This is a genomic window from Nonomuraea composti, assembly GCF_012034275.1.
Classification (GTDB): domain Bacteria; phylum Actinomycetota; class Actinomycetes; order Streptosporangiales; family Streptosporangiaceae; genus Nonomuraea; species Nonomuraea composti.
Genome location: NZ_JAATEP010000007.1, coordinates 192,464 through 206,128, shown reverse-complemented (window position 1 = coordinate 206,128; position 13,665 = coordinate 192,464). Strand labels below are relative to the sequence as shown.

The following is a 13,665-nucleotide window of genomic DNA, read 5'->3' as shown; positions in this document are numbered from 1 at the left end:
TGTGGCGGTCGTGCCTCCGGCCTCCGTGTCCGGCCTCTGCGTCGTGCGCGGCGGCCCGCACCTCCCGCCTCCGTGTCTTACCGCCGTGGCTCGTGCCTGTCCCCGTCTGCGCCCCCGCTTCAGTCCTGTTTGGGCTCCTGCTTGGGGTGCTGCCTGGGCTTCTGTCTGAGCGGTCTTGGTGTGCGCGCGGCTGCCTCGCGGGTCCCGGTCTCACGGCTTCCTGCCTGGCGTCCTTGCCTTGTCGGCTCCCGTCCCTCGGCGCGCCCGACTCCCGTGGTGAGTCCCAGCCCTCCGACCCCTGCATGAGGAACCTGAGTGGTGGGGTTGAAGGGGATGGTGGGTCAGGAGGGTTTGTGGTCCGATGTATTGGGGGACGGGGTTTCGGTCGCGTGAAAGGGGGTGGTCGGGGTTGTTAAGTGGGTTCACGAGGTGGCGGGGGGAGCTTGCGGGGGTTTGTCGTGGTCAGGGATCGGAGGTATGCGGGGAGATGGCCTTGACACATGCCACGCGGCAGCACCAGCATCTTGAAACGAGACATCCGATGTATAGATAAGAAGGATGCGGTGTGAAGCTGCTGCGAGTGGGACCCGCCGGCCAGGAGCGGCCGGTGGTCATGGACGATGCCGGTAACCTGCGCGACATCGGAGAACCGGAGATCGACGGGGCTTTCCTCGCCTCCGGGGGAGTGGCGCGGGTGCGTGCGGCGCTGGAGCGCGGTGATCTGCCGGTCGTCGAGGCCGAGGGGGTGCGGGTCGGGGCGCCGATCGCGCGGCCCGGGAAGATCGTCTGCATCGGCCTGAACTACAGCGATCACGCCGCCGAGTCCGGTGCCGCGGTTCCGGCCGAGCCCGTCGTGTTCATGAAGGCCGGCAACACGATGGTCGGTCCGTACGACGAGGTGCTCGTGCCGCGGGGCAGCGTGAAGACCGACTGGGAGGTGGAGCTGGCCGTGGTCATCGGGCAGGAGGCCCGTTACCTCGGCAGCCGGGAGGAGGCGCTCGGCGTGATCGCCGGGTACGCGATCTCCAACGATGTCTCCGAGCGGGAGTTCCAGCTGGAGCGGGGCGGACAGTGGGACAAGGGGAAGTCGTGCGAGACGTTCAACCCGCTGGGCCCGTGGCTGGTGACGGCCGACGAGGTAGGTGATCCGCAGGCGTTGCCGATGCGGCTCTGGGTGAACGGGGAGCTGCGGCAGGACGGCGACACCAAGAACATGATCTTCGACGTGGCCGAGGTGGTGCGGTACCTGAGCCAGTTCATGGTGCTGGAGCCCGGCGACGTGATCAACACCGGGACGCCGGCGGGTGTCGCCATGGGCATGCCGGGGCAGCCGTACCTGCGGGCCGGTGACGTGATGGAGCTGGAGATCGAAGGGCTGGGGCGGCAGCGGCAGACGGTGGGGCAGGCATGACGGCGGCGATGGACGCCTCCACGGCCGGCGGGGATCGCCGGGGCGGGTCGTACCGGATCGTGGGAATGGAGACGCACGACGTGCGGTTCCCGACCTCGCGGGAGCTGGACGGCTCCGACGCGATGAACCCCGACCCCGACTACTCCGCCGCGTACGTGGTGCTCAGGACGGACGACGGGTACGAGGGGCACGGCTTCGCGTTCACGATCGGCCGCGGCAACGACATCCAGACCACGGCCATCAGCGCCCTGGAGCCGTACGTGGTGGGCAGGGACGTCGAGGACCTCGGGGCCCTGTACCGCGAGATGGTGGGCGACTCGCAGCTGCGCTGGCTGGGCCCGGAGAAGGGCGTCATGCACATGGCGATCTCCGCCGTGGTCAACGCCCTGTGGGACCTCAAGGCGAAGCGGGCGGGCCTGCCGTTGTGGCGGCTGCTGGCGGAGATGACGCCGGAGGAGATCGTCGAGCTGATCGACTTCCGGTACCTGAGCGACGCGCTGACCAGGGACGAGGCCCTTGAGATCCTGAGGCGGAACGAGGCCGGCAAGGGCGAGCGGATCGAGCGGCTGGTCCGGGAGGGCTATCCGGCGTACACGACGTCTCCGGGCTGGCTCGGCTACGACGACGAGAAGCTGCGGCGGCTCTGCAAGGAGGCGCTGGAGCAGGGGTTCGGGCAGATCAAGCTGAAGGTCGGCGCCGATCTGGAGGACGACCGGCGGCGGTTCAGGGTGGCGCGCGAGGTGTGCGGGCCCGACTTCCCGATCGCGATCGACGCGAACCAGCGCTGGGACGTCGGCTCGGCCATCGAGTGGGTCGGCGCGCTGAGCGAGTTCAGGCCGCACTGGGTGGAGGAGCCGACGAGCCCCGACGACGTGCTCGGGCACGCCGCCATCGCCAGGGGCATCGCGCCGGTGCCGGTGGCGACGGGCGAGCACGTCCAGAACCGCATCGTGTTCAAGCAGCTCCTTCAGGCCGAGGCCATCTCGTACGTGCAGATCGACTCGGCCCGCGTCGGCGGGGTCAACGAGAACCTGGCGATCCTGCTGCTGGCGGCCAAGTTCGGCGTGCCGGTGTGCCCGCACGCGGGCGGGGTGGGGCTGTGCGAGCTGGTGCAGCACCTGTCGATGTTCGACTTCGTGGCGGTCACGGGGTCGATGGAGGGCCGCGTGATCGAGTACGTCGACCACCTGCACGAGCACTTCGTGGACCCGGTGGTGATCCGCGACGGCCGGTACGTGGCGCCGTCGAGGCCGGGGTTCAGCGCGGAAATGCACGCGGAGTCGATCGCCGCCCACACGTATCCGGGTGGCGAGGTCTGGAGGGATGAGGCGTGAGCCTGAAAGCGGTGGTGACCGGCGGCGGGTCCGGGATCGGGCTGGCGGCGGCGCGGGCGCTGGCCGGGCGCGGCATGACGGTGGCCTGTCTCGACCTCAACCCGCCGGGTGAGCCGTTCATCGGCATCAAGGCCGACGTCACCGACGACGCGCAGGTACGCGCGGCGGTGGCCGAGGCGGCCGAGCGGCTGGGCGGCATCGACGTGCTGGTGAACAACGCGGGCATCGGCGCGCAGGGCACCATCGAGGACAACCCGGACAGCGAGTGGCACCGGGTGTTCGACGTCAACGTGCTCGGCATGGTCCGGGTGGCGCGGGCGGCGCTGCCGTACCTGAGGAGGTCGGAGCACGCGGCGATCGTGAACACGTGCTCGATCGCGGCCACCGCGGGGCTGCCGCAGCGGGCGCTCTACAGCGCTACGAAGGGCGCGGTGCTGTCGCTGACGCTGGCGATGGCGGCGGACCACATCCGTGAGGGCATTCGCGTCAACTGCGTCAATCCGGGCACCGCCGACACGCCGTGGGTGGGCAGGCTGCTGGCCGCGGCCGACGACCCGGAGGCGGAGCGGGCGGCGCTCAACGCCAGGCAGCCGATGGGCCGCCTGGTCACCGCGGAGGAGGTGGCCGCGGCGATCGCCTACCTCGCCGGCCCCGAGTCCGCCTCGACCACCGGCACCGCGCTCGCGGTGGACGGCGGCATGCAGGGGCTACGGCTCCGGCCCACCAACTGAGGGCCACGCTACTAAGGAAGGTACCCCCCAATGAAGTTCGGACGGGCGGTCGCGGCAGCGGCCCTCTTGGCGGTCGTGACCGCGTGTGGCTCAGGCACCACGACGGGAGCAGGAAGCGGCGGCGGCAAGGTCGGCATCGACCATCCGCGTGCCGACTCCGACTTCTGGAACTCCTACATCAAGTACGTCCCGCAGATGGCCGGCGAGCTCAAGGTGGACCTCATGCCCGCCACGAACTCGCAGAACGACGTGGCCAAGCTGGTCAACAACGTGCAGGCGCTGATCGGCCAGGGCGCGAAGGTCATCGTCATGGCCCCTCAGGACACCGGCGCCATCGCCAACACGCTCCAGCAGCTGGAGAACAAGAAGATCCCGGTCGTCACCGTGGACACCCGTCCGGACAAGGGCAAGGTCTACATGGTCGTCCGTGCGGACAACCGCGCGTACGGCACGAAGGCGTGCGAGTTCCTCGGCGAGAAGCTCGGCGGCAAGGGCAAGGTGGTGCAGCTCCAGGGTGCGCTCAGCTCGATCAACGGCCGTGACAGGTCGGAGGCGTTCCTGGAGTGCATGAAGGCGAAGTTCCCCGGCATCACGGTGTTCAGCGAGCCGACCGACTGGGAGGGCAGCAAGGCGGCGTCCATGCTGCAGACCCGCCTGGAGCAGAACCCGGACATCAAGGGCATCTACATGCACGCGGGCGGCGTGCACCTGGCGCCGACGTTGCAGGTGCTCAAGCAGAAGGGCCTGCTGGTCCCGCCGGACGACCCCAAGCACATCTTCGTGATCTCCAATGACGGGATCCCTCAGGAGTTCGAGGCGATCCGCAAGGGCGACATCGACGCGACGGTGTCGCAGCCGGCCGACCTTTACGCCAAGTACGCCCTCTTCTACGCCAAGGCCGCGGCGGAGGGCAAGACGTTCAAGCCAGGCCCGACCGACCACGACAGCACGATCATCCAGCTCCCCAACGGACTGGAGGACCAGCTCCCGGCGCCGCTGGTGACCAAGGAGAACGTGGACGACAAGGCCCTCTGGGGCAACCAGGTCAAGTAGATGAACATTCACGTCGAAGCCCGGAACGTGGTCAAACGCTTCGGCCCGACCACCGCGCTGAACGGCGCGAAGATCGAGATCGCCGAGGGTGAGACGCACGCGCTCGTGGGCAGGAACGGCGCGGGCAAGTCGACGCTCGTGTCGATCCTGACCGGGCTGCAGCGGCCGGACGAGGGCGAGGTGCGGTTCTCGGGGCAGGCCGCGCCCGCCCTGGCCGACCGTGACGCCTGGCGGCAGCGGGTGGCCTGCGTCTACCAGAAGTCCACGATCATCCCGGCGCTCACCGTCGCCGAGAACCTGTTCCTCAACCGGCAGTCCGACGGCCACGCCAGGATCAACTGGCGCCGGCTGCGGGCCAGGGCGCGCGAGGTGCTGGACACGTACGAGGTGGACGTCGACGCGCAGGCGTTGGCCGGCGACCTCAGCGTGGAGCAGCGGCAGCTCGTGGAGATCGCCCGCGCGCTGTCGTTCGGGGCGCGCTTCATCATCCTCGACGAGCCGACCGCCCGCCTCGACGGCCCGGCCATCGAGCGGCTGTTCGCGCGCATGCGGTCGCTGCGCGAGCAGGGCGTCACGATGATGTACATCTCCCACCACCTCGACGAGGTCTACGAGATCTGCCAGAGCGTCACCGTCTTCCGCGACGCCCGGCACGTCACGACCCGGCGGGTCGCCGACCTGCCGCACGACGAGCTGGTGGCCGCGATGACGGGGGAGGCCACGGCGGCTTACGAGGCGCGCGAGCACACTCCCGGTGAGCGGGTGGTGTTGCGAGGGACGGGCCTCAGCCTCACCGGCCGCTACACGGATATCGATATCTCCGTCAAAGAGGGCGAAGTCGTCGGCCTGGCCGGGTCCGCGAGCAGCGGCAAGGTCGGCCTCGCCGAGACGCTGGTCGGGCTGCGCAAACCCGACACCGGCACCGTCGAGGTGAACGGCACCCGGGTCCGGCCCGGCGACGTGCCCGCCGCCATACGGGCCGGGCTCGGGTTCGTGCCCGAGGACCGGCACCACGAGGGGTTCGTCCCGCTGCTGTCGGTCGGGGAGAACGCCACGTTCCCGATCGCCCGCAAGCTGGGCCGCTACGGCCTGGTCTCCCCGGCCAGGCGGCGCGCCACCGCGGAGCGGATGATCGCGGCGCTGGACATCAAGACCGAAGGCCCCGACCAGCCCGTCGGCGACCTGTCCGGCGGGAACGCGCAGAAGGTCGTCTTCGCGCGGGCCCTCGTGGACGACCCGACCGTGCTGGTCGTGATCAACCCGACCGCCGGCGTGGACGTCAAGGCCAAGCAGGCCCTGCTCGGCGCCGTCGAGGACGCGGTCGAGCGCGGCGCGGGCGCCGTGGTGGTCTCCGACGAGCTCGACGACCTGCGCATCTGCGACAGGGTGCTGGTGATGTTCCATGGCAGGGTGGTGAAGGACGTGCCACGTGGCTGGACCGACCACGAGCTCGTGGCCGTGATGGAAGGCATGGAAGAGTGACGACTTTGACCGCACCCGCCCCTCGGCTGAGGATGGCCAGGTTCCGCGACCTGACGCTCGTGCCGGTGATCGTGCTCCTGCTGATCGTGGGCGCGTTCCTCGACCCGACCTTCCTGACCGCGGGCAACCTCACGAACGTGCTCCAGCAGCAGGCCGCGATCTCGCTGCTCGTGCTGGCCGAGTCGATGATCCTGATCGCCGGGAAGTTCGACCTGTCGCTGGAGTCCACGGTCGGCACCGCGCCGGCCATCGCGGTGATGCTGGTGATCCCGGCCGCCGCCGGCGGCTTCGGCATCGGGCTGCCGGGCGTGCTCGTGATCCCGCTGGCGCTGCTCATCGGGGCCGCGATCGGGGCGTTCAACGGTTTCCTGATCATCAGGTTCCAGCTGTCGGCGTTCATCGTCACGCTGGCCATGCTGATCATCGTGCACGGCTTCCTCCAGGGGCCGACCGAGGGCAAGACGCTGTTCCAGCTCCCCGAATCGATCCTCTACCTGGGCAGCGCCATGTGGCTCGGCCTGCCGGCCGCCATCTGGATCGCCGGCGTGCTGTTCGCCGCCGGCATCTTCGGCCTCGGCTACCTCAGGCTCGGCCGCGCCCTGTACGCGATCGGCGGCAACATCGACGCCGCCCGCGCCGCCGGGATCCGGGTGGACCGCGTCCTGTACGGCGTCTTCATCCTGGGCGGCACGCTCGCGGCGCTGGCCGGCATCCTGGAGACCGGACGCCTCGGGGCGATCGGCAACAACCAGGGCGTCGGGTGGATCTTCATGGTGTTCGCCGCGGCCGTCATCGGCGGCGTCAGCATGGACGGCGGCAAGGGCACGATCCTCGGCGCGCTCACCGGCGTGCTGGTCATCGGCCTCGTCCAGAACATCCTCACCCTCATCGGCGTCTCCGGCTTCTGGCAGCCGGTGATCTACGGCTCGATCATCCTCATCGCCCTCATGATCAGCCGGATCGCGGGCGGAAAGGCACAAGACTGATGGCAGTCGTGGGTGGAAGGGTGCATGAGTGATGGCAGCCGCGGGTGGAAGGGCGCGCGAGTGATGGCAGCCGCGGGTGGAAAGGTGCACGAGTGATGGCCATCGACCTGCCCCGACACGGGTTCGGCGGCGCGCCCATCGGCAACCTGTACGACGAGGTCACCGAGGAGCAGGCCCGCGCCACGGTGGACGCGGCCTGGGACAGCGGGGTGCGCCTCTACGACACCGCCCCCCACTACGGCCTCGGCCTGTCGGAGCGCCGCCTCGGCGCCGCGCTCGCCGGCCGGTCCGGCTACCTGCTGTCCACGAAGGTGGGCCGCCTGCTGCGCCCCAAGGCGTCCGGCCCCGGCCACGACGACGACATCTTCGACGTCTCGGGGGAGCTGGAGCGGGTGTGGGACTTCTCGGCCGCCGGCGTCCGCGCCTCCCTGGACGAATCCCTCGAACGCCTCGGCCTCCCGTCCGTGGACATCGCCCTCATCCACGACCCCGACAACCACGCGGACCAGGCCATCGGCGAGGCGTACCCGGCGCTGGCCGAGCTGCGCGCCGACGGGCGGGTGCGGGCCATCGGCGTCGGCATGAACCAGTGGGAGGTGCCGCTGCGCTTCGTCCAGGAGACCGACATCGACGTCGTCATGCTCGCCGGCCGCTACACCCTCCTCGACCAGTCGGGCCTGCCGCTGCTGGACGAGTGCGCGAAGCGGGGCGTCAAGGTGCTGGCCGCAGGGGTCTTCAACAGCGGCATCCTGGCCACCCACGAGCCGGCGGGCACGTACGACTACGCCCCGGCGCCGGCACAACTGCTGGAGCGGGCCAGGCGGATCGCCGGGATCTGCGAACGGCACGACGTCACCCTGCCGCACGCGGCCCTGGCGTTCCCGCTACGGCACGAGGCGATCACCACCATCGTCCTGGGCGCCCGCACCCCCGAGGAGGTACGCCGCAACGCCGACCTGTGGTCCCGCCCGGTGCCCGAGGAGCTGTGGGCGGAGCTGGAAGGAGAGGGGTTGCTCGCGGCGGGGAGGCGATGATCCCGGCGAGGAGGCGGTTGCGGTGGGCCCGTCGCCGGACGGGCCTACCCGGCCTCCCAGAGCGCGCTCACCGGCATGGCCCGCATGCGATCGCCGAAGGGGAGGGTCTGGGTGCCGGTGTAGAGGACCACGCCCGCGACGAAGTCGTCCCCGAGCCGGTCGGCCAGGTGTCTCAGCCCCCTGAAATCCCCGCCCCGTACGGTCGAGGCGGCCTTGACCTCGATGCCCACGACGCGCCCTTGCCTGTTCTCCAGCACGGCGTCCACCTCGACGCCGTCCTTCGTCCTGTAATGGGAGAGATCGACGAGCTCGTCCGACCAGGTGAGCTGCCGGGCCAGCTCCATGAGCACGAACCCTTCCAGCAGCGGCCCGAACGCGCCCCCGGGCCGCACCAGCCCGCGCGCGTCGGTCCCGAGCACGTTCGCCGCCACGCCGGAGTCCACGAACGCCACCTTCGGCGTGCCCACGGCGCGGTTGCTCAGGTTTCTGGACCAGGCCGGGATCCGCTTGATGAGGAAGACCTCTTCGAGCAGGGCGAGATAGCGGATCACCGTGCTCGCGGACACGCCGAGCTCGGCGCTCAGGGCGTTCGCGACGAGCAACTGGCCGGATCGGGCGGCCAGGAGGCGGATGAGGGCCGTCATCTGGGGGGCACGCTCGATCTCCGAGAGCCGCCGCACGTCACGGGCGATGAGATCGCCGAGGTAGGAGTCGAAGAAGCGCCCTCTGCGCCGGGGGTTGTCGCGGGCCACCGCTTCCGGGAAGCCACCTCGGATGAGCCGCTCGGCGTACTCCGTCCTGGTCACCTCGGAGTTGTGCCGCAACGCGGGCCCTTCCGCGAAGACGGCGTCGACGAATCGATCGGCGGTGCCGTCGATCTCTCCCTGCGCGAACGGCCAGAGCTCGATCGTCTCCATGCGCCCCGGCAGCGTGTCGGGGAGGTCCTTGAGGGCGAGCAGGCGGGACGATCCGGTGAGGAGGAAGCGGCCTGGCCTCGGGTCGTTGTCCACCTGCGACTTGATCGCGAGCAGCAGCTCGGGAACCCGCTGGATCTCGTCGATCACCATGAGATCGGGGAACGCCACGAAGCCGTCCGGGTCCTCGACGGCCGCCTGCCTCGTGGCCGTGCTGTCGAGATCGCGCCATTCGGTCGCCCGGCCCTTCGCGATCCGGCTCACCAGCCTGTTCTTGCCGCAGTGGCGGGCGCCGTTGACGAGGACGACTCTGGTGTCGTCCAGTGCTTCCACCACCGCTCGTTCGGCGTGCCGGGGCAGGAACTCGCGCATGGGCGTGCTGGCCATATCCGCAGCATGACGTACGTGGCTGACGCGTTGGCCGCCTTTGGGCTGACGGACTGGTCGCCCTTCTGCTGACGGATCGGTCGGGGTGGGGCCGTCAGGAGGGGACGAAGAGCCAGGATTTCGACGGGCCCGGTTCGTACGGTGAGTTCAGGCGCTTGGCGATCACCCCGGGCAGGCCCTGTTCGCGGGCCGCCCGGCGGACCGCGTCCGACTCGCCGGGCCAGGATGGGGCGGTCTGCCAGTGGGGGCCGGTCAGGTTCAGGGCTTCCAGGGCGGCTCTCCGCGTGGTGTAGGGCTCGGTCAGGAGGGAGTGGCCGTCGTCGTACAGGAGGTCGTAGAAGACGAGGAGCTCCGCGCCGCCGAGCGTGGCCACTTCGCCGTCCAGGACGGCGGTGCGGCTGCCGAACGACTCCGCCAGGCCGCGTAGCCACGGGTGGTCGCGGGCCGCGTCCGTGCGGCCGCCGTCGATGGGGACGAGGAGGCGGCGCCCGCCCCACGCGAACTCGAAGGCGTAGGCCGAAACGTCCTTCGGGGGGCGGGTGCGGTCGGTGGGGAGCATGGGCGTCAGGGGCGGGAACGGGTCGCGGACGGGCGCGCCCATGCGGTGAATCATCCAGTTCTTGCCGCGCGTCCGGAACAGCACGAACCGGCCGGAGGCCCGCTCGCCGCGCAGGACGACCTTGACCTCGCGGTCCGACCACTTCTCCGTTTCGTACGTGCCGGTGTCCCAGACGGTCATGGTGCCGCCGCCGTACTCGCCCTGGGGGATCTCGCCGTGGAAGGTGAGGTACTCCATCGGGTGGTCCTCGGTGTGCACGGCCAGGTGGTTGGTGTCGGGGTCGGCGGGCAGGCCCTTGGGGACGGCCCAGGAGACGAGGACGCCGTCGCGTTCCAGGCGCAGGTCCCAGTGGAGGGAGCGGGCGTGGTGCTCCTGGATCACGAAGGCCCTGCCGTCAACGCTGCCGTCAACGCTGCCGTCAACGCTGCCGTCAACGCTGCCGTCAGCGCTGCCGTCGGGGGAGGGGGTGTCGGGGACGGGCTCTGGGGTGCGGTTCGGGTCGCGTTTGCTCCGGTATTTCGAGAGTTTGTCGGACACAGGACCGGTACTACCCGCTCGGGCTCTCCCTGATCGGCGGTCCTGGAGTCCTCCGATGTGCGGACGAGATCAGTCCATCTCCAGGGCCCGGCGCAGCCACGACTCCACGCCCGCCACGTGCACGGTCGCCCACGCGCGGGCCACGTCCGCCTGGCGGGCGGCGATCGCCTCGTAGATGGCGGTGTGCTGCTCGCGCGTCTTGTCCATCGCACCCTCCTGGGTGAGGCCGCGCCAGATGCGGGCGCGGGTGGTCGGCCCCGACAGGCTCTCGATGAACGAGCACAGCACGCTGTTGCCCGACCCCTGCGCGATGCGGTGGTGGAACTGGAGGTCGTTGGCCACCAGCTCCTCCACGGTGGGCCGGGCGGGCAGCGACTCCAGGATCACGCGCAACTCGGCGATGTCGGCGTCGGACATCTGCTCCGTCGCCATCGCCGTGGCGGCCGGCTCGAGGATGCGGCGCACCTCGAAGAACTGGATGACGGTGTCGTCGCGGTGCAGGTCGAGCACGAACGACATCGTGTCGAGCAGCAGCCCGGGCTCCAGGCTGGTGACGTACGTGCCGTCGCCCTGCCGCACGTCGAGCACGTTGATCAGCGACAGCGCGCGGACGGCCTCGCGCAGCGAGTTGCGTGACAGGCCGAGCCGTTCGGCCAGGTCGGCCTCTTTAGGCAGCCGGTCGCCGGGGGCCAGCTCCCCGGAGAGGATCATCTGCTTGATCTTGTCGATGGCCGCATCGGTGACCGCCACGCTCTTCTCCCTAGACATCGGATGTCTAGGAGTCTAGAGCGTGGAAGCGGACGGCATCGACACCGGGCAGGCGCCGCACGTGACCTTTGGCCTCCAGGGCGCGCAGGTGTGCGGCGGCCTCGCCGGCCGCCATGCCCCGCAGCGGCGGGGGCAGCTCGTCCCACGGCCTGTTCCACGTCATCATCGCGGCGACCTCCCAGATGGTCAGCGGTTGCGGCCGCTGGGCCAGGAGGGCGCGCAGCCGTTCGAGCTTCTCCTCGTGATGGTGGCGGATCTGGGCGGCGCGTGCGGCCACATCAGGAAATATCCACTCATGTGCGGGAAGGGCGTCGAGAGGGCCGAGCTCGCTCACCCGGTCCAGGGAGTCCAGGAAGTCGCCCAAGGGGTCGATGTCGTCCCGGTCGTAGGGGTAGATCCCGATGTGCGGGGTGATGTCGGGCAGGACGTGGTCGCCGGTGAACAGCCGGTCGGCGTCCTCCAGGTGCAGGCAGATGTGCCCCGGCGTGTGCCCGGGGGTGTGCACGGCACGCAGCTTGCGGCCCGGCAGGTCCACCAGGTCGCCGTCGCGCAGCTCCCGGTCCGGCGGTGCGGGCGGGGCCGGGCGCTCGCCCGCGACCTGTCTGGCCTCGCCCGGATCGGCTCCCGCCCGTCTCAGCATGTCGGCCTGGAACGCGTCGTGCTCGGCGCCGGCGTACTCGGCCATGAGCCTGACCAGCGCGGCGTCACTCTCGTGCATGGCGATCCAGGCACCGGACGCCTGCCTGACCTGCCCGGCCAGGCCCGCGTGGTCGGGATGGAAATGGGTGACGACCACCCCCGTCACCGCGCTCACGTCCAGCCCCAGCGTGGCCAGGCCGCCGCTCAGGGCCGCCCACGCGTCCGGATGGTTCCATCCCGCGTCGATCAGCACCGGGCCGGGAGGGGAGTCGATGGCGTAGACGAGCGTGTAGCCGAGCGGGTTGCCCGGGATCGGCACCGGCACGCTCCACACGCCGCCGCCGAGGTCTTGCGGGCGCTGCTCTGCGTACGGCCTGCGCCTGGACTTCATCTGTCCCCCGATTGAGAAAGTGCGTACGTGGTCTGAGCGCCGGGACCGGCGGCCAGATACATGATCGGCTGATTTGTCGGAAATGGTCGCTTGCGGGGGATCGGGCGCGGCGTTTCCCGCCAAGCCGGCGGGGTCGTGGTCGGCGGTGGCGGGGCTTCTGCGGCGGCCGGTGGAGGTCGTGGTGGGCGGGGTCGGAGCTTCTGTGTAGCCGGTGAAGGTCGCGGGTCGGCGAGGTCAGGGTCTTCTGTGGCAACCGGTGGAGGTCGTGGGGCGGGGGCGGGGCCTTCTGCAGAGGGGTCAGCTGATGCGTTCGAGGATGGTGGCCGTGGCCAGGGCGCCTCCCGCGCACATTGTGACCAGTGCTGTCGTCGAGTCCGACCGTTCCAGCTCGTGCAGCGCCGACGTGATCAGCCGAGCCCCCGTGGCCCCCACGGGATGGCCGAGGGCGATGGCGCCGCCGTTGACGTTCACCCGGTCGAGGTCGGGCTCGTGCACGCTCGCCCACGACAGCACCACCGACGCGAAAGCCTCGTTCACCTCGAACCGGTCGATGTCGCCGACCGTCATGCCGGCCCTGTCCAGGACGCGCGCCGTCGCCTCCACGGGCCCGTCCAGGTGGTAGTACGGCTCCGCCCCCACGAGCGCCTGCGCCAGGATCCGGGCTCTGGGGCGCAGGCCATGCCGCCGCGCCGCCGCCTCGCTCGTCACGAGCACGGCCGCGGCCCCGTCGGAGATCTGCGAGGAGGTTCCGGCCGTGTGCAGGCCGCCCTCGACCACCGGTTTCAGCCCGGCCAGCGCTTCCACGGTGGTCTCGCGCAGGCCCTGGTCCCTGCGGACGTCGCCGACGGGGACGATCTCCCGTTCGAAGCGCCCGTCCGCCCACGCCTTGCCGGCCCGCTGCTGCGAGCGCGCCCCGAACCAGTCGAGCCGCTCGCGGGTGAGCCCGCGCCGCCGCGCGATGCGCTCGGCGGCGGTGAACTGGTCGGGCAGGTCGATGCTCCAGTCGTCCGGTCGGGGACGGGCGGGACGCACGTTGCTGCCCAGCGGCGCCCTGCTCATCACCTCGACCCCGCACCCGACGCCGACCTCGATCACGCCCGCGCCGATCAGCGCGGCCGCCAGGTGCACCGCCTGCTGGCTGGAGCCGCACTGGGCGTCGACGGTGGTGACGCCCGCCTGGTAGGGCAGCCCGGCATACAGCCACGAGTAACGGCCGACGTGGCCGCCCTGCTCGCCGGCCTGCGTCACGCAACCGGCGAAGACCTGCTCCACGGCGGCCGGATCGAGGCCCGACCGCTCGACGAGCCCGTTCAGCGCCGCGGCCAGAACCTGTTGCGGTTTGAGCTCCGACAACCACCCCGCCCGCTTGCCGATGGGCGTGCGGACGGCTTCGACGATGACCGGTGTGCCCATGGCCGCCTCCAGAACGACGCTCTGGC

At 70.6% G+C, this 13,665-nt stretch carries 12 protein-coding genes; 7 read left to right on the top strand and 5 right to left on the bottom strand.

What is annotated here, in order from left to right; all coding sequences use genetic code 11:
• Nucleotides 1-565 precede the first annotated feature (565 nt).
• The 7 genes from HCN51_RS12730 (at nt 566) to HCN51_RS12700 (ending at nt 8,031) form a co-directional block, all read left to right on the top strand.
• Nucleotides 566-1,411 (top strand): fumarylacetoacetate hydrolase family protein, encoded by an 846-nt coding sequence (locus HCN51_RS12730; RefSeq protein WP_168009869.1) that lies wholly within the window; start codon nt 566-568, stop codon nt 1,409-1,411.
• Nucleotides 1,408-2,745 carry an L-fuconate dehydratase gene (locus tag HCN51_RS12725; protein ID WP_240972758.1) on the top strand — a complete coding sequence of 446 codons (1,338 nt, stop codon included), beginning with the start codon at nt 1,408-1,410 and terminating at the stop codon, nt 2,743-2,745. Before HCN51_RS12730 ends, HCN51_RS12725 begins: the two co-directional genes overlap by 4 nt.
• A complete protein-coding gene (locus HCN51_RS12720; RefSeq protein ID WP_346433624.1) occupies nt 2,742-3,476 on the top strand; it encodes an SDR family NAD(P)-dependent oxidoreductase in 735 nt (244 codons plus the stop codon). Before HCN51_RS12725 ends, HCN51_RS12720 begins: the two co-directional genes overlap by 4 nt.
• A 30-nt stretch (nt 3,477-3,506) precedes the next feature.
• Nucleotides 3,507-4,529: a sugar ABC transporter substrate-binding protein gene (locus tag HCN51_RS12715; RefSeq protein ID WP_168009868.1), complete on the top strand. Its 1,023-nt coding sequence runs from the start codon at nt 3,507-3,509 to the stop codon at nt 4,527-4,529.
• Nucleotides 4,530-6,011, top strand: a complete 1,482-nt coding sequence (locus tag HCN51_RS12710) for a sugar ABC transporter ATP-binding protein (RefSeq protein WP_168009867.1) — start codon at nt 4,530-4,532, stop codon at nt 6,009-6,011.
• Entirely contained in the window at nt 6,008-6,997 is a 990-nt protein-coding gene (locus HCN51_RS12705) for an ABC transporter permease (RefSeq protein ID WP_346433623.1), read from the top strand. Before HCN51_RS12710 ends, HCN51_RS12705 begins: the two co-directional genes overlap by 4 nt.
• 95 nt (nt 6,998-7,092) lie before the next feature.
• The gene (locus HCN51_RS12700) at nt 7,093-8,031 is read left to right on the top strand and encodes an aldo/keto reductase (protein WP_168009866.1); all 939 of its coding nucleotides are present in this window, start codon (nt 7,093-7,095) and stop codon (nt 8,029-8,031) included.
• A gap of 44 nt (nt 8,032-8,075) precedes the next feature.
• Here the strand turns inward: HCN51_RS12700 and HCN51_RS12695 are convergent, their stop codons facing one another.
• The 5 genes from HCN51_RS12695 to HCN51_RS12675 form a co-directional block, all read right to left on the bottom strand.
• Nucleotides 8,076-9,332, bottom strand: coding sequence for an ATP-binding protein (locus HCN51_RS12695; RefSeq protein WP_206066905.1), 1,257 nt, complete (start codon nt 9,330-9,332; stop codon nt 8,076-8,078).
• Between the two features lie 94 nt (nt 9,333-9,426).
• Nucleotides 9,427-10,428 (bottom strand): DNA polymerase ligase N-terminal domain-containing protein, encoded by a 1,002-nt coding sequence (locus HCN51_RS62235; RefSeq protein ID WP_168009865.1) that lies wholly within the window; start codon nt 10,426-10,428, stop codon nt 9,427-9,429.
• Between the two features lie 69 nt (nt 10,429-10,497).
• Nucleotides 10,498-11,178, bottom strand: coding sequence for a FadR/GntR family transcriptional regulator (locus HCN51_RS12685; RefSeq protein WP_080045405.1), 681 nt, complete (start codon nt 11,176-11,178; stop codon nt 10,498-10,500).
• Nucleotides 11,179-11,203: 25 nt separating this feature from the next.
• A complete protein-coding gene (locus HCN51_RS12680) occupies nt 11,204-12,226 on the bottom strand; it encodes an MBL fold metallo-hydrolase (RefSeq protein WP_168009864.1) in 1,023 nt (340 codons plus the stop codon).
• Nucleotides 12,227-12,523: 297 nt separating this feature from the next.
• Entirely contained in the window at nt 12,524-13,639 is a 1,116-nt protein-coding gene (locus HCN51_RS12675) for a steroid 3-ketoacyl-CoA thiolase (protein WP_168009863.1), read from the bottom strand.
• Between the last annotated feature and the right edge of the window lie 26 nt (nt 13,640-13,665).